The sequence below is a fragment of the Enterobacter sp. BNK-14 genome (genome assembly GCF_047456095.1).
In the GTDB taxonomy this organism is placed as follows: Bacteria; Pseudomonadota; Gammaproteobacteria; order Enterobacterales; family Enterobacteriaceae; genus Enterobacter; species Enterobacter kobei.
On record NZ_CP179897.1, the window covers coordinates 3,127,217 to 3,151,899 of the forward strand.

A 24,683-nucleotide genomic window follows, 5' to 3' on the forward strand; every position below is an offset into this window, starting at 1 on the left:
CATTACAGCAACGGTTTAAGGAAGCGCGCGGTGTGCGAGGCTTCGCACTCTGCAACGGTCTCTGGCGTACCGGAGACGAGGATTTCACCGCCGCCGCTGCCGCCTTCCGGGCCGAGATCGACAATCCAGTCCGCGGTTTTAATCACGTCCAGATTATGTTCGATGACCACAATCGTGTTGCCCTGATCGCGCAGCTGATGCAGCACGTCGAGCAACTGCTGGATATCCGCAAAGTGCAGACCGGTAGTCGGCTCATCCAGTATATACAGCGTCTGACCGGTGCCGCGTTTGGAGAGCTCACGCGCCAGCTTCACGCGCTGGGCTTCACCGCCCGACAGCGTAGTGGCGGACTGCCCCAGACGAATGTAGGTCAGACCGACGTCCATCAGGGTCTGCAGCTTACGCGCCAGCGCAGGGACGGCGTCAAAGAACTCGCGCGCCTCTTCGATGGTCATGTCCAGCACTTCGTGGATGGTCTTGCCTTTGTACTTAATTTCCAGCGTTTCGCGGTTATAGCGTTTACCTTTGCACTGGTCGCACGGGACGTAGATATCCGGCAGGAAGTGCATCTCAACTTTAATGACGCCATCGCCCTGGCACGCTTCACAGCGGCCGCCGCGCACGTTAAAGCTGAACCGTCCCGGCGTGTACCCGCGTGAACGCGCTTCCGGCACGCCGGCGAACAGTTCACGTACGGGCGTGAAGACGCCGGTATAGGTCGCCGGGTTCGAGCGAGGGGTTCGGCCAATCGGGCTCTGGTCAATGTCGATAACCTTATCGAAATGTTCCAGCCCCTGAATGTCTCGGTACGGCGCGGGCTCGGCCAGCGTCGCACCGTTCAGCGCCGTCTGCGCAATCGGGAACAGGGTATCGTTAATCAGCGTCGATTTACCGGAACCGGACACGCCAGTGATGCAGGTAAACAGGCCAACCGGTAGCGTCAGCGTCACATCTTTCAGGTTGTTGCCGCGCGCGCCGGTCAGCTTCAGCACTTTTTCCGGATCTGCCGCTACGCGCTGTTTTGGCACCTCAATCTTACGCTTGCCGCTCATGTACTGGCCGGTCAGCGACTCGGGTACCGCCATAATGTCTTTCAGCGTCCCTTCCGCGACCACCTGACCGCCGTGTACGCCCGCGCCAGGACCAATGTCGATCACGTGATCCGCAGCGCGAATCGCGTCTTCGTCGTGCTCCACCACAATCACCGTGTTACCGAGGTTGCGCAGGTGGACCAACGTGCCGAGCAGACGTTCGTTGTCGCGCTGGTGCAGGCCGATTGACGGCTCATCCAGCACGTACATCACGCCCACCAGGCCTGCGCCAATCTGGCTGGCCAGGCGGATACGCTGGGCCTCACCGCCGGACAGCGTTTCTGCCGAGCGGGAAAGCGTCAGGTAGTTCAGACCCACGTTCACCAGGAACTTGAGACGATCGCCAATCTCCTTCAGCACTTTTTCAGCGATTTTCGCGCGCTGACCGGAGAGCTTCAGGTTGTTGAAGAAGTCCATAGCGTGGCCGATGCTCATGTCTGAGATGGTCGGCAGCGCCGTGTTTTCGACAAAGACATGACGCGCTTCGCGACGCAGACGCGTGCCTTCACAGGTGGCACAGGAGCGGTTGCTGATGAACTTCGCCAGCTCCTCGCGTACCGCGCTGGATTCGGTCTCTTTGTAGCGGCGCTCCATATTGTGCAGCACCCCTTCGAACGGGTGGCGACGCACGGAGGTATCACCGCGATCGTTCATGTATTTGAACTCAATGTTCTCTTTACCGGAACCGAACAGGATCACTTTGTGCACGTTCGGGCTCAGGCTGGCCCACGGCGCTTCAACGTCGAACTTATAGTGCTCCGCCAGCGATTTCAGCATCTGGAAGTAGTAAAAGTTACGCTTATCCCAGCCGCGAATGGTGCCGCCTGCCAGCGACAGCTCAGGGTTCTGGATCACGCGGTCCGGGTCGAAATACTGCTGTACGCCCAGGCCGTCGCAGGTTGGGCATGCGCCTGCCGGGTTGTTAAACGAGAACAGACGCGGTTCCAGCTCGCGCATGCTGTAGCCGCAAATCGGGCAGGCAAAGTTTGCGGAGAAGAGCAGCTCTTCCGCTTTCGGGTCGTCCATATCGGAAACAACGGCGGTACCACCGGAGAGTTCCAGCGCCGTTTCGAACGATTCCGCAAGACGCGTCGCGAGGTCTTCACGCACCTTAAAGCGATCGATCACCACTTCAATGGTGTGCTTTTTCTGCAGCTCCAGTTTTGGCGGATCCGACAGGTCGCACACTTCGCCGTCAATACGGGCGCGGATATAGCCCTGGCTTGCCAGGTTCTCCAGCGTTTTGGTGTGTTCGCCTTTACGCTCTTTAATAATTGGCGCCAGCAGCATCAGGCGTTTGCCTTCCGGCTGCGACAGCACGTTATCCACCATCTGGCTCACGGTCTGCGCCGCCAGCGGGACGTCGTGGTCCGGGCAGCGCGGCTCACCCACGCGCGCAAACAGCAAACGCAGGTAGTCGTGAATTTCAGTAATGGTACCGACCGTTGAACGCGGGTTATGCGAAGTCGACTTCTGCTCGATGGAGATCGCAGGCGATAACCCTTCAATATGATCGACATCCGGTTTTTCCATCAGCGACAGGAACTGACGCGCGTACGCGGAGAGAGATTCAACGTAACGACGCTGTCCTTCGGCATACAAGGTGTCGAAAGCCAGTGAGGATTTGCCAGACCCCGAAAGCCCGGTCACGACGATGAGTTTGTCGCGAGGGATTATGAGGTTGATATTTTTGAGATTGTGGGTGCGGGCGCCCCGAACTTCGATCTTATCCATTCACCTTTCCCGGTTGAAACACGGATTGCCTGGTTTGTTTGAAGGACAAACGGCTGTCAGAAACGGCTAATTATGACACAATTTAACCTGTTTGAATATACAGTATTGGAATGCATTTTCTGATTCGCTGTGTAACAATGTTCAGTTCGCGCGCGAACTCTGGAAGATACTACGCAACTATCAAAGTGGCGTCTGGAAATGGTACACTCGCGCGTTTACACTATTAAGAAACGTATTCAGGAGACACGAACATGGCCAGCAGAGGCGTAAACAAGGTGATTCTCGTCGGTAATCTGGGCCAGGACCCGGAAGTACGCTACATGCCGAGTGGTGGCGCAGTTGCCAACATTACGCTGGCTACTTCCGAATCCTGGCGTGATAAAGCGACCGGTGAGATGAAAGAGCAGACTGAATGGCACCGCGTGGTGCTGTTTGGCAAACTGGCAGAAGTTGCCGGTGAGTATCTGCGTAAAGGTTCTCAGGTCTATATCGAAGGCCAGCTGCGCACCCGTAAATGGACCGATCAGTCCGGCGCTGAGAAGTACACCACCGAAGTTGTGGTAAACGTTGGCGGTACCATGCAGATGCTGGGCGGCCGTCAGAGCGGTGGCGCGCCAGCAGGTGGTGGTCAGCAGCAGCAGGGCGGTTGGGGTCAGCCTCAGCAGCCACAGGGCGGCAACCAGTTCAGCGGCGGCGCGCAGTCTCGTCCGCAGCAGCAGTCTGCTCCGGCACCGTCTAACGAGCCACCAATGGACTTCGACGACGACATCCCGTTCTGATCAACGGATGCACAAAAAAACCCAGACATCGTCTGGGTTTTTTGTTTATACAGGAATCAGGTAACCACCATTGGCCAGTCTGGTGGCTGGTGGCTCATTGCCTCTACCATCACGACTTTAATATTTTCCCAGACAGCGGCAATATCCAGCAGGGTGATGCCCAACAGGCCCGTTGCGAACCAGCAAGCCGCGCCAAGTCCCAGCAGAGTACTGATGACCGCAAGACCCGCGTAGTCAGATTTACGAAACTGAATGTTCAGCGTGCTGGCTAAAAACATTAGTACCGCGCTCAACAAAGGCCAGCGCAGGAGAACCATGCTGGTAGTAATGGTTGCCATAGAACCCATCCTCTACAAAACAGACGAACTGAATGAAACGGTGTTTCTCGTTACAGAATATGTGTGAACTATATCACATTTGTTGATTTATTCGCCAGCGTCTGAGCGTTCAAAATGGGGATTTTATTACGCAAAAAAGGCGATGGTGCCGGGTACCTGGGTCCCGATACCTGGCTGAGCGGACACACGATGGGCCAGCCACGTTGTTTTTATAAGTGGCACGTTATTTTTTGCTCATCCTGAAAATAATGTGGTAATAGCCGGGCATTTATAAAACATCGATTCTCTGTTGTGTTATCTTCAAACCCCACATGTGCGCTGGATAATTATTTCCCTTAATTGAAACGGAACGAATACTTACAGTTTAGCTTACGGGAAAATATTATCGTCATAACGAAATTTAAGATTTTTAATACTAAAAGTCAGTTGCTAACTTCGCATGATTCATGCAACGTAATCACCTGTTTAACAAAGCATCCGGCCTTCATTACTACAGGCGTACAACATGCAGGGATATAGGGCGGGAAATGAATCGTAGCGCGCGGCGCAAAATGCTCAGGGTAGTAGGGATCATCATGGTAGTTATGCTGCCGGTGATGCTTGCCCTATGGTTTGCCCAGCTAAGAGCCGTGTCGGAAACAAGCGCTCAGCTCCGTACATTTGCTGAACTGGCTTTAGACAAAACAGAACTGGTTATTCAACAAGTTGATCTGGCCCGGGACGAGGCCGAAAAATATCAGGGTAAACTTTGTACACCGGAACATCGCCAATATATGTTGAACGTTGTGCGTGGCCGCCTGTTTGTCGCTGATTTAATTTATGCAGAAGGTCAGAATTTTCTTTGTTCAACCGTTTTTACACCGGACCAACCTTACGCGATCCCGATTGCCAATTACACCCGTAAACCTGACATCGCTATCTATTATTTTCGCGACACGCCATTTTATACTGGCTATAAAATGACATATATGCAGCGTGGAAATTATGTCGTGGTGGTCAATCCGCTTTCTTACAGCGAAGTGATGTCTACCGATCATTCTCTCTCCTGGGGAGTGTACGACACGGTAACCAATGCATTCTTTTCCGTTAGCCAGAAAGCTAATCCTTCTTTATTAAATTCGATGATTCAGGATAAGGAATCGGTATTTCAAAAAGATAACCGTTTCTATACCGTCGTGAAATCACCGAAACGGCCTATTGCCGCTATCGTGTCGACGTCAAATAAGCGTTTTTACGAAACGCTCTACCATCAGGCGACGTTGACGCTGCCGCTGGGGATGATCTGCAGCATTATTATTTTGCTGGTATGGTCGCGGACGCACCGCGAGCTTAATTCGCCAGGGCGGTTGCTGCATCGGGCGTTGCACAAACGACAGCTTTGCCTGCACTACCAGCCGATTATTGATATCAAGAACAACCAGTGCGTGGGGGCAGAGGCGTTGTTGCGCTGGCCGGGTTTCAACGGGCAGGTGATGAGTCCGGCTGAGTTTATTCCGCTGGCTGAAAAAGAGGGAATGAGCGAGCGGATTACGGATTATGTCGTTGAGGAGGTATTCAGCGATCTGGGCCATTTCCTGGCTGAGCATCCGCATCTCTATATTTCAATTAACCTGTCGGCCACGGATTTCCACTCCTCGCGGCTGATCGCCATGATTTCTGACAAGGCGCGCCACTATGCCGTCCGTGCCCAGCAAATCAAAATCGAAGTGACGGAACGTGGGTTCATTGATGTGCCAAAAACCACTCCGGTGATTCAGGCTTTCCGGCAGGCGGGTTATGAAGTGGCGATCGATGATTTCGGGACCGGTTACTCGAACCTGCACAATCTCTATTCGCTGAACGTCGACATTCTGAAAATCGATAAATCGTTTATCGATACGCTAACGACCAACAGCACCAGCCACCTGATTGCCGAGCATATTATCGAGATGGCGCAAAGCCTGCGGCTTAAAACCATTGCGGAAGGGGTCGAAACGGCAGAGCAGGTGAGTTGGTTGCTGAAGCGTGGCGTCCAGTTCTGTCAGGGATGGCACTTCGCGAAAGCGATGCCGCCCCAGGAATTTATGACCTGGCAGCAGCAACCTTTGCACTAAGGGTGATTAATTCAACTGGTGGCGATAGTCGCTCGGCGTACGGTCAAACTCGCGGCGAAACACGCGGGAAAAGGTTTGTTGCGACACATAGCCAAGATCCATCGCGATATCAAAAATCGGTCGCTGCGTTGAGCGTAACGCCTGCGCCGCCAGCAGTAATCTGCGCTGACGAATGTACTCACCCAGGGTTTGATGCATAACCGTGCGGAACATTCTCTGTAAATACCATTTCGAATAGCCCGACTTTTTAGCGACCACATCGATGTTCAACGGTTGATCGATATGATCATCAATCCATTCAATAAGTGTCTGAATAATCTGCTGATGCGACATAAGGTTGCCCCTCTGTAGATACAACTTTCTTGGTTGATTCGTCGTTTTCTCTGCGGGGGAGTATAATTCCTCAAGTTAACTTGAGGTAAAGAGGTTTTATGGAAAAGAGATTGCCGCGTATTAAAGCGCTTTTAACCCCCGGCGAAGTGGCAAAGCGAAGCGGTGTTGCGGTATCGGCGCTCCACTTCTATGAAAGCAAAGGGTTAATTAAAAGCATCCGTAACGGCGGAAACCAGCGCCGCTATACCCGTGACGTTCTCCGTTATGTGGCGATTATCAAAATTGCGCAACGAATCGGTATTCCCCTGGCGACGATAGGTGAGGCGTTTGGGGTGTTGCCAGAGGGCCACACGCTGAGCCCGAAAGAGTGGAAAGAACTCTCCTCCCAGTGGCGTGAAGAGCTGGACAGACGTATCCATACGCTGGTTGCGCTGCGCGATGAACTGGACGGTTGTATCGGCTGCGGCTGTCTGTCCCGCAGCGACTGCCCGTTGCGGAACCCCGGCGACAGGCTGGGCGAGCAGGGGACAGGGGCGCGGCTGCTGGAAGAAGATTGAGGTTGCGCGGCCTGTTTGCCGGGTAGCGCGTCGCTTACCCGACCTACAACACCTGCGAACGCAGCCGCCACCCGGCATACACACGCACCCTATAAAGAACTAAAGCGCCACTAAGGGCGCTTTAGTTTTTCCCGGTCTTTGTCTTTCTCTCTATCCCGCTGGTTCACGGGAGGGTTTCCCCCGACATCAGCACCCCTCGTGTCGAGCTGGTTGGTGAGGTTCCGGATTGTGCTGACACTTTAATTCTATGCAAGCCCCGTTTTTTCGCCAGCGTCGCTGACCGGTTTTTAGCCGAATTTTTTTCGCGGTGTTGTTCAATTTTCTATAGTTAAAAAGTATGAATCACAGGAGAAGACCATGCTCACGGTACATCACCTTAACCAGTCGCGCTCACATCGTGTGATCTGGGCGCTGGAAGAACTCGCCCTGCCTTATGAGATCGTTCACTACCAGCGCGAAAAGAACATGCTGGCGCCGGAGGCTCTCAAAAAGGTGCATCCGTTGGGCAAATCACCCATCATCGAAGATAACGGACTTATCCTCGCGGAATCGGGTGCCATTCTGGAATACCTCCAGGAAACCTATGATGCCGAATCGCGCCTTAAGCCGTTAGATCCGGCGCATAAGGTGCAATACCGCTTCTGGCTGCATTACGCGGAAGGATCGCTGATGCCACTGCTGTTAATGAAGCTGGTTTTCAACAGCCTCGGCAAGCCGCCCGTGCCGCCAGGCATCCGACTCCTGGGCAAGGCGCTGGGTAAGGGGGTGCAGAAAGCGTATCTCAATCCCCAGCTGGAAACGCATGCGCGCTTTATTGACTCGCATCTCGCTCAAAACAGCTGGTTTGCCGGGGACGCGCTCAGCATGGCCGACATTCAGATGAGTTTCCCGATCTTTGCCCTGCTGGCGCGTGGGGGCATCGACAATCTGCCGCATATTGAGGCCTGGAAGCAAAAGGTCGACAACAGTCCCGGCTGGAAGCGAACCCTGGAACAGGGTGGGCCATTATCCATCCCGGGTGAGGATTAAATGTAAACAAATTGCGCATAGACGATAACGTTTGCGCATCCTCTGTTTATTTCTTCAGCGTCATAAGCGAATTTTAGCGAAAAACGATAAAGTTCAGTTGAAAAGGGCGGTGTTTAGGCTGGATAATCGTTTGCCTTAATTTGACCACCCGTTTTTAAGCGCGGAGCTAAACGTTTGCTTTTTTTGTGACGCCCTTTCGTCGCAAACGCAAGACAAGGATTTGACGTTTAGCTGGCAGTGGCGTCTCCACCACGCTTATGAACGTTCTATAAAAACTCTCAGGGGATGTTTTCTATGTCTACGCCATCTGCGCGTACCGGCGGTTCACTTGACGCCATGTTTAAAATTTCGGCTCGCGGCAGCACCGTGCGTCAGGAAGTTGTTGCCGGTCTGACAACGTTTCTGGCGATGGTTTACTCCGTCATCGTTGTGCCGGGCATGCTGGGTAAAGCGGGCTTCCCGCCAGCAGCTGTTTTTGTCGCGACCTGCCTGGTAGCCGGTGTGGGCTCCATTGTGATGGGGCTGTGGGCGAACCTGCCGCTGGCGATTGGTTGCGCCATCTCTTTGACCGCGTTCACCGCGTTCAGCCTGGTGCTGGGTCAGCAGATCAGCGTACCGGTCGCACTCGGCGCCGTGTTCCTGATGGGTGTGCTGTTCACCGTTATCTCTGCTACCGGCATTCGTAGCTGGATTTTGCGCAACCTGCCGCAGGGCGTGGCGCACGGCACCGGTATCGGCATCGGTCTGTTCCTGCTGCTGATTGCCGCTAACGGCGTGGGCCTGGTGATCAAGAACCCGCTGGACGGCCTGCCGGTGGCGCTGGGGCATTTCGCGAGCTTCCCGGTGATCATGTCGCTGATCGGTCTGGCGGTGATTATCGGTCTGGAAAAACTGAAAGTGCCGGGCGGCATTCTGCTGACCATTATCGGTGTATCCATTGTCGGCCTGATTTTCGATCCGAACGTTCACTTCTCCGGTATTTTCGCTATGCCGTCGCTGAGCGATGACAAGGGCAATTCTCTGATTGGCAGCCTGGATATCGTTGGTGCGCTTAACCCGGTAATCCTGCCAAGCGTGCTGGCACTGGTGATGACCGCCGTGTTTGACGCAACCGGTACGATTCGCGCGGTGGCCGGTCAGGCTAACCTGCTGGATAAAGACGGTCAGATTATTGATGGCGGCAAAGCCCTGACGACTGACTCCCTGAGCAGCGTCTTCTCAGGACTGGTGGGCGCAGCGCCTGCGGCAGTGTATATCGAGTCCGCAGCGGGCACGGCAGCAGGCGGTAAAACCGGCCTGACGGCCATCACCGTCGGCGTGCTGTTCCTGCTGATCCTGTTCCTCTCTCCGCTCTCTTATCTGGTACCGGCTTATGCCACCGCGCCAGCGCTGATGTATGTCGGCCTGCTGATGCTGAGCAACGTGGCGAAGATCGACTTTGCGGATTTCGTGGATGCCATGTCTGGCCTGATTACCGCCGTGTTTATCGTGCTGACCTGTAACATCGTGACCGGCATCATGATCGGTTTCGCGTCGCTGGTCATTGGTCGTCTGGTCTCTGGTGAATGGCGCAAGCTGAACATCGGCACCGTGGTGATCGCCGTTGCGCTGGTGGCATTCTACGCGGGCGGCTGGGCCATCTAAGTTGTCCATTGATGCGAAAACGGGTGGCTCAGGCCGCCCGTTTTTATTTTCAGAGCTCATCCCGTTGCCTTTTGCGTTACTCTGAAGAAGATAGAATAAAAGGCACGACGCCTTCCGTAGTACATAAGTAACACAGCAAACAGGGAACGCATGGAAATCTTCTTCACAATACTCATCATGACCCTTGTGGTCTCTTTATCCGGGGTGGTTACACGCGTACTGCCCTTTCAGGTCCCCCTGCCATTAATGCAAATTGCCATCGGCGCGCTGCTGGCGTGGCCGACGTTTGGCCTGCACGTGGAATTTGACCCCGAACTGTTCCTCGTGCTGTTTATTCCGCCACTGCTGTTTGCTGATGGCTGGAAAACGCCCACGCGCGAATTCCTTGAGCATGGGCGAGAGATCTTCGGCCTGGCGCTGGCGCTGGTCGTCGTCACCGTCGTCGGGATTGGCTTCCTGATTTACTGGGCCGTACCGGGTATCCCGTTAATCCCCGCCTTTGCGCTGGCCGCCGTGCTCTCGCCAACCGATGCCGTGGCGCTTTCCGGCATTGTGGGTGAAGGTCGTATTCCGAAGAAAATCATGGGGATTTTGCAGGGCGAGGCGCTGATGAATGACGCCTCTGGTCTGGTCGCCCTGAAGTTTGCCGTGGCGGTTGCCATGGGGACGATGGTCTTTACCATTGGCGGCGCGACGCTGGAATTCTTCAAAGTGGCGATTGGCGGTATCCTCGCGGGCTTTGTGGTGAGCTGGCTGTATGGTCGCTCCCTGCGCTTCCTCAGCCGCTGGGGCGGTGATGAACCCGCCACGCAAATCGTACTGCTGTTCCTGCTGCCGTTTGCCTCCTACCTGATTGCCGAACATATTGGCGTATCGGGCATTCTGGCGGCGGTAGCGGCAGGGATGACCATTACCCGCTCCGGCGTGATGCGCCGCGCGCCGCTGGCAATGCGTCTGCGTGCCAACAGCACTTGGGCGATGCTGGAATTCGTGTTTAACGGCATGGTATTCCTGCTGTTGGGCCTGCAACTGCCGGGCATTATGGAGTCCTCGCTGATTGCGGCAGAGGCCGATCCGAACGTTGAAGTCTGGATGCTGTTTACCGACATCGTGCTGATCTACATGGCACTGATGCTGGTGCGTTTTGGCTGGCTCTGGACGATGAAGAAATTCAGCGTGCGCTTCCTGACGAAAAAGCCGATGGAGTTTGGCTCCTGGACCACACGCGAGCTGCTGATTGCCTCTTTCGCTGGCGTGCGTGGGGCGATCACCCTTGCCGGTGTGCTCTCTATTCCGCTGCTGCTGCCGACGGGCGATGTCTTCCCGGCGCGCTACGAGCTGGTGTTCCTGGCGGCAGGCGTGATCCTCTTCTCGCTGTTCGTGGGCGTGGTGATGCTGCCGATTTTACTGCAGCACATTGACGCCGGGGATTCGACCCAACAGCATAAAGAGGAGCGTATTGCGCGTGCGGCTACCGCCGAAGTGGCGATAGTCGCTATTCAGAAAATGGAAGAGCGTCTGGCGGCCGATACAGACGAGAACATCGATAACCAGCTGCTGACGGAAGTGAGTTCCCGCGTGATTGGTAACCTGCGCCGTCGGGCTGACGGTCGTAATGACGTGGAAAGCTCGCTGCAGGAGGAAAACCTGGAACGCCGGTTCCGCCTGGCGGCGCTGCGTTCAGAGCGTGCCGAGCTGTACCATCTGCGTGCCACGCGGCAGATCAGCAACGAGACGCTGCAAAAGCTGCTGCACGATCTGGATTTGCTGGAAGCGTTGTTGATAGAGAATCAGTAGCGCGCTTTTGCCCGGTGGCGCTGCTGTATGACCGGATACATAGGTGACAGATCAGACCGGGAACATAGGTAACACTTTTAGTCTATCCGGAGCACACTCTGGGTTTTTCGGTCGTAGTACGCAAGCGTTATCCCATTAAAGATGATGGCCTCAAGGCCATCATCTTGTTCTTCCAGCATGATGTACTCCCCAGTCAGTGCTTCACTCAGGAACACCGTACCCTTTTTTCCCATATAGAGGGTCCCCCTCGATTTCACCCTGTAGACTGTACCTCCTTCCGGATAAGCATATTCAGGAACACGGCCATCCCAGTGTCGGTTTGAGGGTTGCCATACCGTTCCGGGCGTTGCTCCCGCCAGTGCTTCATGCGGCCTTTCGTAGTTAAATTCTTTCCGGTAGTCACTGAACCACCGCTGTTGTTCTTCCATCGTCATGAAGGTGTTGCCCTGTTTCACCGCACTTTTCAGGGAGCGGTGCATTCGCTCATGGCGGCCATTTTCTTCCGGATGCCCCTTTCTGATACGCTCCGGCCTGATGCCCAGCTTGATTAGCCAGACGGCAAGACGACTTAATCCGGCTATTCCTGTTCCCGCGAAGGGCTGGCCGTTATCGGTTCTAAGCACTTCCGGCAGACCATATTCCAGGAACGCATCCGTCAGGCACTCTCTGACAAAGGGTTCACTCTCACGGTGTGTTCCCCGGCAGATGAGCAGATACCGGCTGTGATTATCGGTCAGGGTGAAAGGATGGCAGTACTCTCTGCTGAGCAGCCTGAACTTGCCTTTAAAATCAGCGCTCCAGACCTGATTGTTCTCACTGATGATGGTCAGGGGCTGGCGATTGCCTGGTGTTCTGCGTTTTCGTTTTTTATCCGGAACCAGGCCTTCGCGCTTGAGGATATCGCCGATAGTGCTGGCGGCAGGTACGGTAAAATCGACGTGATGATTGAGCAACCACATCCGCAGTTTTTTTGGCCCCCAGTCAGGGTGTTTTTGACGCAGGGCAGTCAGGTGTCCGGCGATATCATCAGGAACCGTCCGGGAGTGGGAGCGTGGCGCACGCGACCGGTCCGAGAGAGATGACAGGTCAGAAGGGTCAAAACGCTGAAGCCATTTATAGCCGGTTTTACGGCTGATGCCAAAAAGACGGCAAAGCGCGGAGAAGGAGTCCGTACCTGCATGGCAGGCACGGATAAAATCAAGGCGTTGCATAGGTCGGGTCTCAGTCCAGGGCATAGCGAGTCTCCTCTTCTATGCCAGTTATAACTGTTACCCATGTATCCGGTCTAAAGTGTTACCCATGTTTCCGGTTCATACCCTGCGCTTACCGAGCCTATATTCGAATCGTAGGCCGGGTAAGGCGAAGCCGCCACCCGGCACTATTCAGACTGCACCCAAAACCCCTTACAGCACTCCAGCCACGCCTGCGCGCTATGCGACAGATACACCCCTTCACGCCAGATCATCCCTAACTGCCAGTGCAGCTCGCTCTCCAGCGGGATCCAGCGCAGGGTGTTTTTATCCAGCCGCTCGCAAATTGGCTGCGGCAGAATGGCAATCCCCACGCCAGCCTGAACCATCGCGGCCAGAAAATCCCACTGACCGCTGCGCACCGCAATGCGTGGCTTCACATTATGTTGGTTAAACAGCGTCATCAGCTGGCGGCTTAAGGCGAAGTCTTCGTTGTATATCAGCAACGGATGTTCGCCGAGCAGTTCGGGTTTCACCGAGTCAATTTTCAGCCAGTCACCGGAGCGCGGTACGAGCACGCACAGCGGATGGCTGAACAGCGGCAGCGTCGCCAGACCGCTCTCTTCCTCTACGGGGAGGGCCGTCATCGCCACATCCAGCTCGCCGTTCATCACGGCCTGCTGGACGGTCAGGCCGCCAAATTCAGAAATTTTTAGCTCAACGCCGGGGTAGCGCTGACGAAAGAGGCTAATCGGCCCGGCCATCATCATGCCGACCATCGGCGGAATGCCAAGACGTAATAGCCCTTTGGTAAGGTGGTTGATATCCGCAAGCTCAGCCTCAAGCTGGCGGAACTCAGCCAGAATCGTCAGCCCGCGCTCGAAGACCACGCGCCCGGTATCCGTCAGCAGCAGCTTGCGTCCGTCACGAAGCAGCAGGGTACAGTTCAGCTCGTCCTCAAGGTTTTTCAGCATCTTGCTGATGGTCGGCTGGGTAACGAACAACTTCTCCGCTGCGCGGGTAAAACTTTGCTGGCGAACCACCTCGACAAAATAGCGCAGCGTTCTTATGTCCATGATTATTCCTCGAAACTATACCTTCGATGATTTTAATTCATTTCTGTCCCTGACGTGCGCTCACTATACTGGCGCCTCGTCTCAATTTTGAGGAAAACCCCCATGGCCGTGGCGTTAAGTCGTGTTACGCCTGCCGTTGTGCAACGACTCCAGGTACCGGTTCAGGTACTGCTCTATGCCGGACTGTTTGTTTTCGCGGAATATCTTGTCGACTGGCTGCACCTGCCTTTACCCGCCAATCTGGTCGGGATGGTGCTAATGCTAACGCTGATCCTCTGTCGCGCGTTGCCCCTTAGCTGGGTGCGAGCCGGCGCGCGCTGGCTGCTGGCGGAGATGCTGCTGTTCTTCGTGCCTGCGGTGGTCGCGGTGGTGAACTATGCCCAGCTGCTGATGGTCGACGGCTGGCGCATCTTCGCGGTTATCGCCCTGAGTACGCTGATGGTATTGGGCGCCACTGCCTGGGTGGTGGATAAAGTCTATCGCTTTGAAATCAGCAGGCAGAAGCATGACTAACGTTCAGATAAGCGTGCTGTGTCTGATTGCGACCATCGTAATCTACTTTGCCAACAAGCGTTTGTACCGCCGCTTTCGCGCGCTGCCGCTCATGCCGCTGGTGTTCACCCCCATCCTGCTGGTGCTCATGCTGGTCTTCGGCCATATTTCCTGGCAGAACTACATTGGGGAATCCCACTGGCTGCTGTGGCTGCTCGGCCCGGCCACTATCGCCTTTGCCGTTCCCGTGTACGACAACCTGAATATTATTAAACGCCACTGGATGTCGCTTAGCGCAGGCGTTCTGACTGCCACGGTGGTGGCGGTGTGTAGCTCGGTCTGGCTGGCGCGGCTGTTTACGCTGCCCGATGAAATTCAGCGCAGCCTGGCCGTGCGTTCGGTGACGACGCCGTTTGCGCTGGCAGCGGCTAAACCGCTTGGCGGGCAGCCGGATCTGGTGGCGCTGTTTGTGGTCGTGACGGGCGTCTTTGGCATGGCGGTGGGCGATATGCTCTTTTTGCGGCTTTCTATTCGGGAGGGGATGGCGAAAGGGGCAGGGTTTGGCGCGGCGTCTCATGGCGCAGGTACGGCGCGTTCGTATGAGCTGGGTCAGCAGGAAGGCGTGGTGGCAAGTCTGGTGATGATGCTCTCTGGCGTGACGATGGTGCTTATCGCACCGCTGGTGGCATGGGTGATGTTTTAAACTCCCCGGCCTGAGAGACCGGGGAGAAAGGCTTAGTGTGCGCGGCCCTGTTCAACGCCAAGGCCGGTTTGTGAGCGAATAAACTGGGCGCGGAATTTCTCACGCTCCAGGTTACCTTCCGGCGAGTTGTCGGTGGCCGAGAAGACCCAGATACCAATAAACGCCACGGCAATCGAGAACAGCGCCGGATACTCATACGGGAAAATGGCGCTTTCGTGACCGAGGATCTGTACCCAGATGGTCGGGCCCAGAATCATCAGGATCACCGCCGTCAGCAGCCCCAGCCAGCCGCCAATCATCGCCCCACGGGTGGTCAGTTTTGACCAGTACATGGAGAGCAGAATGATCGGGAAGTTACAGCTCGCCGCAATCGAGAAGGCCAGCCCCACCATAAAGGCGATGTTCTGCTTCTCGAACAGAATACCGAGCAAAATGGCGACCACACCCAGCACCAGCACGGTGATCTTAGAGACTTTCAGCTCGTCACGTTCGCTTGCCCCTTTACGGAACACGTTGGCGTAGAGGTCGTGCGAGACCGCAGAGGCACCGGCCAGCGTCAGTCCCGCTACTACGGCAAGGATGGTGGCGAAGGCCACGGCAGAGATAAAGCCGAGGAACAGGTTACCGCCCACCGCGTCGGCCAGATGCACCGCCGCCATGTTGTTGCCGCCAATCAGCGCACCCGCCGCGTCTTTAAACGCCGGGTTTGCCCCTACCAGCATGATCGCGCCAAAGCCGATGATAAAGGTCAGGATGTAGAAATAACCCATAAAGCCGGTGGCGTAGAAGACGCTCTTACGCGCTTCACGCGCATCGCTCACGGTGAAGAAACGCATCAGAATGTGTGGCAGGCCCGCGGTACCGAACATCAGGCCGAGACCGAGGGAGAGTGCGGATATCGGATCTTTCACCAGCCCGCCCGGGCTCATGATTGCCTCTCCTTTTGGATGAACCGCCATCGCTTCGGTAAACAGGTTATTGAAGCTGAACCCGACGTGCTTCATCACCATAAAGGCCATAAAGCTGGCGCCGAACAGCAGCAGGACCGCTTTGATAATCTGTACCCAGGTGGTCGCCAGCATGCCGCCGAACAGGACGTACATCACCATCAGGACGCCAACCAGTACCACGGCGATGTGGTAGTTCAGACCGAACAGCAGTTCGATCAATTTACCTGCCCCGACCATCTGCGCAATCAGGTATAGCGCGACCACCACCAGCGAACCGCAGGCGGAGAGGGTACGAATGGGCCCCTGTTTCAGGCGATAGGAGGCCACGTCAGCGAAGGTATAGCGCCCGAGGTTGCGCAAGCGCTCGGCAATGAGGAACAGGATGATCGGCCAGCCGACGAGGAAGCCCAGGGAGTAGATCAGGCCGTCGTAGCCGGAGGTATAAACCAGCGCGGAGATCCCGAGGAACGAGGCGGCAGACATAAAGTCGCCCGCTATCGCCAGCCCGTTCTGGAAACCGGTAATGTTGCCGCCCGCGGTGTAATAATCATTACGAGAGCGCACGCGCTTCGACGCCCAGTAAGTGATGTACAGGGTCAGCAGGACGAAAATCAGGAACATCACAATCGCCTGCCAGTTAGTCGGCTGACGCTGAACGTCGCCGGTGATGGCATCCGCCGCGTGGGCGGCAAAAGGAAGTGTGGCGGCAAGCGCCGTCAGGATCCGCTTCATGATGCTTTTACCTCTTGCAGTACCGCTCTGTTGAGACGATCGAATTCACCGTTCGCGCGCCAGACGTACACGCCGGTCAGCAAGAAGGAGATCACAATCACGCCAATGCCAATAGGAATGCCGCGCGTGACGCTGGTGCCCGCGTGCAGCGGGGTGCCCAGCCAGTGCGGAGCAAAGGCGATCAGCATAATAAAGCCGACGTAGATAATCAGCATGATGATAGAAAGGATGAAGGCAAACCGTTGCCGTTTTTCGACGAGCTCCCTGTAGTGCGCACTATTCTCTATCTGCTGACAAATATGGTCATTCATCACAGAGTCTCCAAAGGTAAGGTTGGTTTGTTTTTAGTCCCCTCTCCCCTTTGGGGAGAGGGTTAGGGTGAGGGGAGAGGAAGGTGCGGTCTGATGCCCTCACCCCGGCCCTCTCCCACGGGGAGAGGGAGAAAAAACTAGGAAGGCATTGCGATGGACTGCTTCTCTTCGAGCAGTTTTTCCACCACGCCAGGATCCGCGAGCGTTGAGGTATCACCGAGGTTGCTGGTATCCCCCGCCGCGATTTTGCGCAGGATACGGCGCATAATCTTGCCGGAGCGGGTTTTCGGCAGCGAGTCGGTCCAGTGCAGCACGTCCGGCGTAGCAAGCGGGCCGATCTCCTTACGTACCCAGTTGCGCACCTCGGCGTACAGCTCGGGTGATGGCTCCTCGCCGTGGTTCAGCGTGACGTAAGCGTAAATCGCCTGGCCTTTGATGTTGTGCGGGATCCCGACAACGGCGGCTTCAGCAATTTTCGGATGCGACACCAGCGCCGATTCAATTTCAGCCGTCCCCAGACGGTGGCCAGAAACGTTGAGCACGTCATCCACGCGACCGGTGATCCAGTAATAACCGTCTTCATCACGGCGCGCGCCGTCGCCGCTGAAGTACATGTTTTTAAAGGTCGAGAAATAGGTCTGCTCAAAGCGTTCGTGGTCGCCGAACAGGGTACGCGCCTGGCCTGGCCACGAGTCGACGATCACCAGGTTGCCTTCGGTGGCCCCGTCCAGCGGGTTGCCCTCGTTATCCACCAGCGCAGGCTGTACGCCGAAGAATGGGCGCGTGGCAGAACCGGCCTTCAGCTGTGTGGCGCCAGGCATAGGGGTGATCATGAAGCCGCCGGTTTCGGTCTGCCACCAGGTGTCCATCACCGGGCATTTTTCATTGCCGATTTTCTTCCAGTACCACTCCCAGGCTTCGGGGTTAATGGGTTCACCCACGGAACCGAGGATGCGCAACGAAGAGCGGTCAGTGCCTTCGATGGCCTTATCGCCTTCCGCCATTAACGCGCGGATCGCCGTTGGCGCGGTGTAGAGAATGTTGACCTGGTGCTTGTCGACTACCTGACACATACGCGCCGGGGTCGGCCAGTTTGGCACGCCCTCAAACATCAGCGTGGTGGCACCGCAGGCCAGCGGGCCGTAGAGCAGGTAGCTGTGCCCGGTCACCCAGCCCACGTCGGCGGTACACCAGTAGATGTCGCCCGGGTGGTAGTCGAAAACATATTTAAAGGTCGTGGCCGCATAAACCAGATAACCGCCGGTGGTGTGCAGCACGCCTTTCGGTTTACCGGTTGAACCGGAGGTGTAAAGAATGAACAGCGGGTCTTCAGCATTCATCTCTTCCGGCTGATGCTGGTCACTCGCTTTCTCGATCAGGTCACTCCACCACAGGTCACGTCCCTCGTTCCAGTCGATCTTGCCGCCGGTACGCTTCAGCACGATAACGTTACTGACCGTTTTGACATTCGGGTTTTTCAGCGCTTCATCGACGTTTTTCTTCAGCGGGATACCGCGTCCGGCGCGCACGCCTTCATCGGCGGTGATCACCAGTTTTGAACTGGAATCGACAATACGGCCGGCAACGGCTTCCGGTGAGAACCCGCCGAAGATAACCGAGTGAATTGCGCCGATACGCGCGCAGGCCAGCATAGCAACCGCGGCTTCCGGCACCATTGGCATATAGATAGCCACCACATCGCCCTTTTTAATGCCTTTTTCCAACAGGACGTTGGCGAAACGGCAGACGTCGCGATGCAGTTCTTTATAGGTAATGTGTTTGCTCTGTGAGGCATCGTCGCCTTCCCAGATGATGGCGGTTTCATTCCCGCGTTCGGCAAGATGGCGATCCAGGCAGTTCGCCGCCAGGTTCAGCGTGCCATCTTCATACCATTTAATGGAGACGTTGCCGGGCGCAAAGGAGGTGTTTTTCACCTTCTGATAAGGTTTGATCCAGTCAAGGATGTGTCCCTGCTCGCCCCAGAAGGCGTCAGGGTGGGAAACTGATTGCTGATATTTCTCGTGGTACTGCTCCGGGGTGATCAGGCAACGGTCCGCAATGTTTGCGGGAATGTCGTGTTTATGTATTTGGCTCATGGCTTTTTTTCTCCTTGTAAGATGTTAATAATATGTCGCAAAAACGTTAATAGTAGGGGCTTTACAAGCTTTGTTTATTATTTGGGCTACAGATCACGCATTGTTTGAAGAGGTTGAAAAACGAGCGAATGAAACTTTGAAGGGAAATAATTCAGCCTGACGATTATTCGCATTTAGATTTAAAAAAGCGTTTTTATAACAAATGGTTATTTATCAGGATAATGACAAACTCGCGTTATACCGTCATTTTCCAGTGAAATGCGTCGTTCTTTAAGGCTTGCGCAACAGGTCGCGCAAATGATACTCATACGCCGCGTTAAAAAATCCCATAAACCAACGCAACACAATTCATACCCTTTCAGTATGTCTCCATATTCATGCAGTTTTGCTGGTGCGGAGATTTCATTGAGGAAGTCAGTTTCTATGAAAAACGTTAAAGTCAGCCTGGCCTGGCAGATCTTGCTAGCCCTTGTGCTGGGCATCTTGCTGGGCAGTTATCTCCACTATCATAGCGACAGCCGCGAATGGCTGATTGCCAACCTGCTCTCCCCGGCGGGCGATATCTTTATTCATTTGATCAAGATGATCGTGGTCCCGATTGTGATCTCGACGCTGGTGGTCGGCATTGCCGGGGTCGGTGACGCGAAACAGTTAGGCCGTATCGGTGCGAAAACCATTCTCTATTTCGAAGTGATCACTACGGTTGCGATTATTCTGGGGATTACCCTGGCAAACGTGTTCCAGCCAGGTTCCGGGATCGATATGTCGCAGCTGGCCACGGTGGATATTTCGAAATACCAAAGCACAACGGCGGAAGTGCAGAGCCATGCGCACGGCCTGATGGGCACGATCCTTTCACTGGTGCCGACCAATATCGTGGCGTCGATGGCGAAAGGCGAGATGTTGCCGATCATCTTCTTCTCGGTGCTGTTTGGCCTGGGGCTCTCCTCGCTGCCTGCCACGCACCGTGAACCGCTGGTCACCGTCTTCCGCTCCATCTCCGAAACCATGTTCAAAGTGACCCACATGGTGATGCGCTACGCGCCGGTTGGGGTGTTCGCATTAATTGCGGTGACCGTGGCAAACTTCGGCTTTGCCTCCCTGTGGCCGCTGGCGAAGCTGGTGATCCTGGTGCACTTCGCCATCCTGTTCTTTGCGCTGGTGGTGCTGGGCATTGTGGCGCGCCTGTGCGGGCTGAGCATCTGGATCCTGATCCGTATCCTGAAAGATGAGTTGATTCTGGCGTACTCCACGGCAAGCTCTGAGAGCGTGCTGCCGCGCATTATTGAGAAGATGGAGGCTTACGGTGCACCTGCCTCTATCACCAGCTTCGTGGTGCCGACCGGCTACTCTTTCAACCTGGACGGTTCAACGCTGTACCAGAGTATCGCCGCTATCTTTATTGCGCAGCTGTATGGCATTGACCTGTCGCTGTGGCAGGAGATCGTGCTGGTGCTGACCCTGATGGTGACGTCTAAGGGTATTGCAGGCGTACCGGGCGTTTCGTTCGTGGTGCTGCTGGCGACGCTGGGCAGCGTGGGTATTCCGCTGGAAGGTCTGGCGTTTATCGCCGGTGTCGACCGTATCCTCGATATGGCGCGTACGGCGCTGAACGTGGTGGGGAATGCCCTGGCGGTGCTGGTTATCGCCAAGTGGGAACACAAATTCGACCGTAAAAAAGCGCTGGCGTATGAACGCGAGGTGCTGGGGCGTTTTGATAAGACGGCCGATCGGTAACATCTTATGCCCGGTGGCGCTGCGCTTACCGGGCCTACGGGTTTTGTAGGCCGGGTAAGGCGAAGCCGCCACCCGGCGCTTTACTCCCCGCTCAACGCATCAAACTCTTCACATCCCGTATCAAACCCTTCCGTACAGCTCAGGTTCAACCAGTAAAGCGCTTTCTGCTTATTCGGCGTGATAAACCCTTTCTCGCCCTGTCTGAACAGCATTCCCGCCCAGTACTCCGCATAGCCCGTTCGCGACAGGGTAGAACTTCGCTTGAACCACGACGCGGCCCGCACGTCATCCTGAGCCACCTCAACGCCGTTGGCATAGATCAGCCCCAGCAGCAGCTGCGCGTCTACCGCCGAATCGTTGTCGATATCTTCAGTCGCCGTTTGCAGGAGCTTAATGGCCTGGGGATAGTCGGTTTGACCGGCCTGAGTGTTGACCAGCACGCGCGCCAGCATGATCGCGCCGCGTTTGCTGCCTGCAATGTTTGCCTGCTGCGCCAGAGCCTTGGCCTGCGCGTAATCCCCCTGCGTAAAGTGAATTTGCGACAACAGCGCCATGGCATCGACATCGCCACCTTTTGCGGCTTTTTCGGCCCACCGCGCGGCCTGTGTGCGGTCCCCCGAGCTGAAGTAGGTATCAGCAAGATAATACTGGGCGCGGGCATCGCCCGCTTCCGCCTGCTTCAGATACTGGCTGCCTATCTCATCCGCGCAGGCGAACGAGGTTATAAAGAATAACAACAGAAAAATGGCTTTCATGGATTCTTATCTTCTGGGTACACGCCGCGCAGTATAATCGCGGTGGCGGAAATAAAAAAAGGGAGTGAATATATCACTCCCTTCGTTCATTAATTAATTACCCGCTTCAACCCATTGCGCTTTCACGCAGTCGGGCTTTCAGCTTGTTATATTCGTCAATCACATACTGTTCGGCAGCGTGTTGATCCGCAATGGGCTCCACGTTGACGGCACAATATTTATACTCCGGCGTTTTGGTTATCGGGCTTAAGTTCTCCGTCACCAGTTCGTTACAGGCACCAATCCACCACTGGTAGGTCATATAGACCGCTCCTTTGTTGGGACGATCGCTCACCTGCGCACGGGTGATGATTCGCCCTTTGCGCGAGTTCACCCATACCAGCGCCTCATCCTCAATACCCAGGCGTTCCGCGTCGGCAGTGTTGATTTGCGCGTAGCCGGGTTCATCTGCCAGCGCGGCCAGCGCGGCGCAGTTCCCGGTCATTGAGCGACAGGAGTAGTGGCCTACTTCGCGCACGGTGGAGAGCACCATCGGATACTCGTCGGTGAGTTTATCTATAGGTGCGACCCAGTCGCAGGTGAAGAACTGCGCCAGCCCGTTCGGGGTGTCGAACGTCTCTTTAAAGAGGTATGACGTCCCCTGGTCGGCTTCCGACTCATCGCGGCATGGCCACTGGATATACCCCAGCTCACCCATTTTTTCATAGGTGGCACCGTAGAAGTCCGGGCACAGATGCCGCAACTCGTCCCAGATCTCCTGGGTGTTGTTGTAGTGCATCGGGTAGCCCATACGGGTGGCGATTTCGCTGATGATCTGCCAGTCGGTTTTCAGATCCCACTTCGGTTCGACCGCTTTGAAGAAGCGCTGGAAGCCGCGGTCCGCCGCCGTGTAGACGCCTTCATGCTCACCCCATGACGTCGACGGTAAAATCACATCCGCCGCCGCCGCGGTTTTGGTCATGAAGATATCCTGGACAATCACCAGCTCAAGATCCTCAAACCCTTTACGTACCGCAGAGAGTTCGGCATCGGTCTGGAGCGGATCTTCACCCATGATGTAGGCCGCACGCACTTCACCGTGCGCCGCGCGGTGCGGCAGCTCGCTGATGCGATAGCCGGTGTGTTCCGGCAGGCTTTCGACCCCCCAGGCTTTCGCGAATTTCTCGCGGTTTTCCGGGAATTTGACGTACTGATATCCTGGATAGGTATCCGGCAGCGCGCCCATATCGCAGGCCCCCTGGACGTTATTCTGGCCACGTACCGGGTTGACGCCGACGTGGGCCTTGCCCAGGTTACCCGTCAGCATGGCGAGGCTGGTCAACGAACGCACGGTTTCCACGCCCTGGTAGAACTGGGTCACGCCCATGCCCCACAGAATGGCGGCGGTTTTCGCCCCGGCGTACATGCGTGCGGCCTGGCGGATCTCCTGTGCGCTGACGCCGGTTATCGCTTCAACGGACTCTGGCGTATAGCCTTCGACAATTTTACGATACTCTTCAAAGCCCTCCGTGCGGCTGGCCACAAACGCCTGGTCGTACAGATTCTCCTCAATAATGACGTGCCCCATCGCATTCAACAGCGCGATGTTCGAGCCGTTTTTCAATGCGATGTGCATATCTGCAATGCGCGCGGTTTCAATTTTGCGCGGATCGCAGACGATGATTTTCGCCCCGTTCTGTTTGGCGCGAATAACATGGTTCGCGACGATAGGGTGAGAATCCGCCGGGTTATAGCCGAAAATAAACACCAGATCGGTGTTGTCTATCTCGTTGATGGCATTACTCATTGCGCCGTTACCGACCGACTGGTGCAGACCTGCAACCGATGGGCCGTGTCAGACGCGAGCGCAGCAGTCGACGTTATTGGTTCCAATAACGGCGCGTGCGAATTTTTGCATCACATAGTTGGTTTCATTCCCAGTCCCGCGTGAGGAACCGGTCGTCTGAATCGCATCCGGGCCGTACTTGGCCTTGATGGCGCTGAGGCGCGTGGCGACGTAATCGAGAGCCTCGTTCCAGCTGACGGCTTCCAGCTTGCCACCGCGCTCGCGGCGGATCATAGGGGTTTTCAGGCGCGGGGTGAGGATTTGGGTATCATTGATAAAATCCCAGCCGTAATACCCTTTCAGACACAGCGTGCCCTGGTTGGTTTTCCCCTGTGCGGCCTCCGCCCGGACGATTTTGCCGTTATCGACCACCAGGTGGATCTTGCAACCTGAGGCACAATAAGGGCAAACCGTGACGACTTTTTTCATCAGTCTGCTCCAGTTAATCGAATCTTTCGCACCGACTAATGCAGCTTCTATGCCATGTTTTTAGTAGGGGTAATGGCGCGTTTTACGGCGTATTCCTGCCGACAACCCTGACGAAAAGCAGACCATCGTCAAAATTGACGTGTCGAATGGGCAGGGTATGTGACATGGGTTGAATTTCCATCACGGAAAACGCCCTTTCACTGGAGCTGACGGCAGAATGGTTCAGACTTAACATAATCCCCTGACGGAAGCATATGATGAAACCGGCGATTCTGGTGGTTGATGACGATTTGGCAGTGTGCGAACTGCTGCAGGATGTGCTGAGTGAACACGTCTTTGACGTGCTTGTCTGCCATAACGGCCAGGATGTGCCAGGCCGGGTACAACAGACGCCGGAGATCGCCCTTGTCCTGCTGGATATGATGCTGCCGGATATCAATGGGTTACAGGTTTTGCTGCAGTTGCAAAAGCAGCGTCCGGCGCTACCGGTGATCATGTTAACCGGGTTGGGCAGTGAATCCGACGTGGTAGTGGGGCTGGAGATGGGAGCCGACGACTATATTGGCAAACCGTTTAATCCGCGCGTGGTGGTTGCCCGGGTTAAAGCGGTCCTGCGTCGGAGCGGCGTGCTGGCCGCAGAAACGCCGATGCCACGCGTAGCGGGGATAACCTTCGATAACTGGACGCTGGATACCTCCCGATGTGAACTGATTGATCCGCAGCGTAACGTCGTGCCGTTGACCCAGGGGGAATATGGCCTGCTGCTGGCGCTTACGCAAAATGCCCGCCGGGTACTCAGCCGCGATCAACTGCTGGAACTCACCCACAGCGAAAGCACGGAGGTGTTTGACCGGACTATTGACGTGCTGATCATGCGTCTGCGCCGGAAAATCGAGGTCAACCCGCATCAGCCAGCCCTCATCAAAACCATTCGCGGGCTGGGCTACGTGTTTGCCACCGATGTTAGCCGCCCCGAACAGGCGGCATAAGGT

General features: G+C 55.7%; 20 protein-coding genes. 10 read left to right on the top strand and 10 right to left on the bottom strand.

The features are described from left to right. Positions 1–2: 2 nt before the first annotated feature. Positions 3–2,825 (bottom strand): excinuclease ABC subunit UvrA, encoded by a 2,823-nt coding sequence (uvrA, locus tag ACMGGM_RS14895; protein ID WP_063614488.1) that lies wholly within the window; start codon positions 2,823–2,825, stop codon positions 3–5. Positions 2,826–3,076: 251 nt separating this feature from the next. Here uvrA and ssb1 point away from each other — a divergent pair, with 251 nt between their 5' ends. Beyond that, a complete protein-coding gene (gene ssb1, locus ACMGGM_RS14900; protein WP_063614489.1) occupies positions 3,077–3,604 on the top strand; it encodes a single-stranded DNA-binding protein SSB1 in 528 nt (175 codons plus the stop codon). Positions 3,605–3,660: 56 nt separating this feature from the next. Here ssb1 and ACMGGM_RS14905 read toward each other — a convergent pair whose 3' ends face one another. Continuing rightward, the gene (locus ACMGGM_RS14905; RefSeq protein ID WP_063614490.1) at positions 3,661–3,942 is read right to left on the bottom strand and encodes a YjcB family protein; all 282 of its coding nucleotides are present in this window, start codon (positions 3,940–3,942) and stop codon (positions 3,661–3,663) included. 527 nt (positions 3,943–4,469) lie between these two features. On the opposite strand from ACMGGM_RS14905, the gene ACMGGM_RS14910 reads away from it, so the two are divergent. Further along, positions 4,470–6,035, top strand: coding sequence for an EAL domain-containing protein (locus tag ACMGGM_RS14910; protein ID WP_023336605.1), 1,566 nt, complete (start codon positions 4,470–4,472; stop codon positions 6,033–6,035). Positions 6,036–6,041: 6 nt separating this feature from the next. On the opposite strand, the gene soxS is transcribed toward ACMGGM_RS14910, so the two are convergent. Next, positions 6,042–6,368, bottom strand: coding sequence for a superoxide response transcriptional regulator SoxS (soxS, locus tag ACMGGM_RS14915; RefSeq protein WP_008503387.1), 327 nt, complete (start codon positions 6,366–6,368; stop codon positions 6,042–6,044). A gap of 98 nt (positions 6,369–6,466) precedes the next feature. Here soxS and soxR point away from each other — a divergent pair, with 98 nt between their 5' ends. The 4 genes from soxR (at position 6,467) to ACMGGM_RS14935 (ending at position 11,395) form a co-directional block, all read left to right on the top strand. Further along, positions 6,467–6,925 (top strand): redox-sensitive transcriptional activator SoxR, encoded by a 459-nt coding sequence (gene soxR, locus ACMGGM_RS14920; RefSeq protein WP_023331806.1) that lies wholly within the window; start codon positions 6,467–6,469, stop codon positions 6,923–6,925. Positions 6,926–7,282: 357 nt separating this feature from the next. Continuing rightward, entirely contained in the window at positions 7,283–7,954 is a 672-nt protein-coding gene (locus ACMGGM_RS14925; RefSeq protein WP_023331807.1) for a glutathione S-transferase family protein, read from the top strand. A 294-nt stretch (positions 7,955–8,248) separates the two neighbouring features. Then, the gene (gene ghxP / locus ACMGGM_RS14930) at positions 8,249–9,598 is read left to right on the top strand and encodes a guanine/hypoxanthine transporter GhxP (protein WP_014882157.1); all 1,350 of its coding nucleotides are present in this window, start codon (positions 8,249–8,251) and stop codon (positions 9,596–9,598) included. Between the two features lie 150 nt (positions 9,599–9,748). Continuing rightward, positions 9,749–11,395, top strand: a complete 1,647-nt coding sequence (locus tag ACMGGM_RS14935; protein ID WP_014882158.1) for a Na+/H+ antiporter — start codon at positions 9,749–9,751, stop codon at positions 11,393–11,395. A 77-nt stretch (positions 11,396–11,472) separates the two neighbouring features. Here ACMGGM_RS14935 and ACMGGM_RS14940 read toward each other — a convergent pair whose 3' ends face one another. Both ACMGGM_RS14940 and ACMGGM_RS14945 read right to left on the bottom strand, forming a co-directional pair. Next, positions 11,473–12,630: a DDE-type integrase/transposase/recombinase gene (locus tag ACMGGM_RS14940; RefSeq protein WP_414149027.1), complete on the bottom strand. Its 1,158-nt coding sequence runs from the start codon at positions 12,628–12,630 to the stop codon at positions 11,473–11,475. 143 nt (positions 12,631–12,773) lie between these two features. Beyond that, positions 12,774–13,661 carry a LysR family transcriptional regulator gene (locus ACMGGM_RS14945; protein ID WP_059373130.1) on the bottom strand — a complete coding sequence of 296 codons (888 nt, stop codon included), beginning with the start codon at positions 13,659–13,661 and terminating at the stop codon, positions 12,774–12,776. A gap of 102 nt (positions 13,662–13,763) precedes the next feature. Here ACMGGM_RS14945 and ACMGGM_RS14950 point away from each other — a divergent pair, with 102 nt between their 5' ends. Beyond that, positions 13,764–14,174, top strand: a complete 411-nt coding sequence (locus ACMGGM_RS14950; protein WP_014882160.1) for a CidA/LrgA family protein — start codon at positions 13,764–13,766, stop codon at positions 14,172–14,174. After that, on the top strand, positions 14,167–14,856 hold the full coding sequence (locus ACMGGM_RS14955) for an LrgB family protein (RefSeq protein WP_014882161.1): 690 nt from the start codon (positions 14,167–14,169) through the stop codon (positions 14,854–14,856). Before ACMGGM_RS14950 ends, ACMGGM_RS14955 begins: the two co-directional genes overlap by 8 nt. Before the next feature lie 32 nt (positions 14,857–14,888). Here ACMGGM_RS14955 and actP read toward each other — a convergent pair whose 3' ends face one another. The 3 genes from actP to acs all read right to left on the bottom strand — a co-directional run bounded on the left by actP (position 14,889) and on the right by acs (position 18,945). Further along, positions 14,889–16,538: a cation/acetate symporter ActP gene (gene actP, locus ACMGGM_RS14960; RefSeq protein ID WP_014882162.1), complete on the bottom strand. Its 1,650-nt coding sequence runs from the start codon at positions 16,536–16,538 to the stop codon at positions 14,889–14,891. Further along, a complete protein-coding gene (locus ACMGGM_RS14965; protein WP_014882163.1) occupies positions 16,535–16,849 on the bottom strand; it encodes a DUF485 domain-containing protein in 315 nt (104 codons plus the stop codon). The genes actP and ACMGGM_RS14965 overlap by 4 nt, the downstream gene beginning before the upstream one ends. Before the next feature lie 137 nt (positions 16,850–16,986). Next, positions 16,987–18,945 (bottom strand): acetate--CoA ligase, encoded by a 1,959-nt coding sequence (acs, locus tag ACMGGM_RS14970; RefSeq protein ID WP_023331810.1) that lies wholly within the window; start codon positions 18,943–18,945, stop codon positions 16,987–16,989. A gap of 423 nt (positions 18,946–19,368) precedes the next feature. Here acs and gltP point away from each other — a divergent pair, with 423 nt between their 5' ends. Further along, positions 19,369–20,682, top strand: coding sequence for a glutamate/aspartate:proton symporter GltP (gltP, locus tag ACMGGM_RS14975; protein WP_014882165.1), 1,314 nt, complete (start codon positions 19,369–19,371; stop codon positions 20,680–20,682). Between the two features lie 80 nt (positions 20,683–20,762). Here gltP and ACMGGM_RS14980 read toward each other — a convergent pair whose 3' ends face one another. Together ACMGGM_RS14980 and fdhF are read right to left on the bottom strand one after the other, a co-directional pair. Next, positions 20,763–21,437 (bottom strand): tetratricopeptide repeat protein, encoded by a 675-nt coding sequence (locus ACMGGM_RS14980; RefSeq protein ID WP_023331811.1) that lies wholly within the window; start codon positions 21,435–21,437, stop codon positions 20,763–20,765. Positions 21,438–21,543: 106 nt separating this feature from the next. Further along, positions 21,544–23,691 carry a formate dehydrogenase subunit alpha gene (gene fdhF, locus ACMGGM_RS14985; RefSeq protein WP_078309985.1) on the bottom strand — a complete coding sequence of 716 codons (2,148 nt, stop codon included), beginning with the start codon at positions 23,689–23,691 and terminating at the stop codon, positions 21,544–21,546. Positions 23,692–23,948: 257 nt separating this feature from the next. On the opposite strand from fdhF, the gene ACMGGM_RS14990 reads away from it, so the two are divergent. After that, a complete protein-coding gene (locus ACMGGM_RS14990) occupies positions 23,949–24,680 on the top strand; it encodes a response regulator (RefSeq protein ID WP_063944077.1) in 732 nt (243 codons plus the stop codon). Positions 24,681–24,683: the final 3 nt, after the last annotated feature.

Excerpts from the sequence above, each read along its gene's own strand:
- uvrA (WP_063614488.1), bottom strand. The coding sequence starts at position 2,825 with ATGGATAAGATCGAAGTTCGGGGCGCCCGCACCCACAATCTCAAAAAT.
- ssb1 (WP_063614489.1), top strand. The coding sequence starts at position 3,077 with ATGGCCAGCAGAGGCGTAAACAAGGTGATTCTCGTCGGTAATCTGGGC.
- ACMGGM_RS14905 (WP_063614490.1), bottom strand. The coding sequence starts at position 3,942 with ATGGCAACCATTACTACCAGCATGGTTCTCCTGCGCTGGCCTTTGTTG.
- ACMGGM_RS14910 (WP_023336605.1), top strand. The coding sequence starts at position 4,470 with ATGAATCGTAGCGCGCGGCGCAAAATGCTCAGGGTAGTAGGGATCATC.
- soxS (WP_008503387.1), bottom strand. The coding sequence starts at position 6,368 with ATGTCGCATCAGCAGATTATTCAGACACTTATTGAATGGATTGATGAT.
- soxR (WP_023331806.1), top strand. The coding sequence starts at position 6,467 with ATGGAAAAGAGATTGCCGCGTATTAAAGCGCTTTTAACCCCCGGCGAA.
- ACMGGM_RS14925 (WP_023331807.1), top strand. The coding sequence starts at position 7,283 with ATGCTCACGGTACATCACCTTAACCAGTCGCGCTCACATCGTGTGATC.
- ghxP (WP_014882157.1), top strand. The coding sequence starts at position 8,249 with ATGTCTACGCCATCTGCGCGTACCGGCGGTTCACTTGACGCCATGTTT.
- ACMGGM_RS14935 (WP_014882158.1), top strand. The coding sequence starts at position 9,749 with ATGGAAATCTTCTTCACAATACTCATCATGACCCTTGTGGTCTCTTTA.
- ACMGGM_RS14940 (WP_414149027.1), bottom strand. The coding sequence starts at position 12,630 with ATGCCCTGGACTGAGACCCGACCTATGCAACGCCTTGATTTTATCCGT.
- ACMGGM_RS14945 (WP_059373130.1), bottom strand. The coding sequence starts at position 13,661 with ATGGACATAAGAACGCTGCGCTATTTTGTCGAGGTGGTTCGCCAGCAA.
- ACMGGM_RS14950 (WP_014882160.1), top strand. The coding sequence starts at position 13,764 with ATGGCCGTGGCGTTAAGTCGTGTTACGCCTGCCGTTGTGCAACGACTC.
- ACMGGM_RS14955 (WP_014882161.1), top strand. The coding sequence starts at position 14,167 with ATGACTAACGTTCAGATAAGCGTGCTGTGTCTGATTGCGACCATCGTA.
- actP (WP_014882162.1), bottom strand. The coding sequence starts at position 16,538 with ATGAAGCGGATCCTGACGGCGCTTGCCGCCACACTTCCTTTTGCCGCC.
- ACMGGM_RS14965 (WP_014882163.1), bottom strand. The coding sequence starts at position 16,849 with ATGAATGACCATATTTGTCAGCAGATAGAGAATAGTGCGCACTACAGG.
- acs (WP_023331810.1), bottom strand. The coding sequence starts at position 18,945 with ATGAGCCAAATACATAAACACGACATTCCCGCAAACATTGCGGACCGT.
- gltP (WP_014882165.1), top strand. The coding sequence starts at position 19,369 with ATGAAAAACGTTAAAGTCAGCCTGGCCTGGCAGATCTTGCTAGCCCTT.
- ACMGGM_RS14980 (WP_023331811.1), bottom strand. The coding sequence starts at position 21,437 with ATGAAAGCCATTTTTCTGTTGTTATTCTTTATAACCTCGTTCGCCTGC.
- ACMGGM_RS14990 (WP_063944077.1), top strand. The coding sequence starts at position 23,949 with ATGAAACCGGCGATTCTGGTGGTTGATGACGATTTGGCAGTGTGCGAA.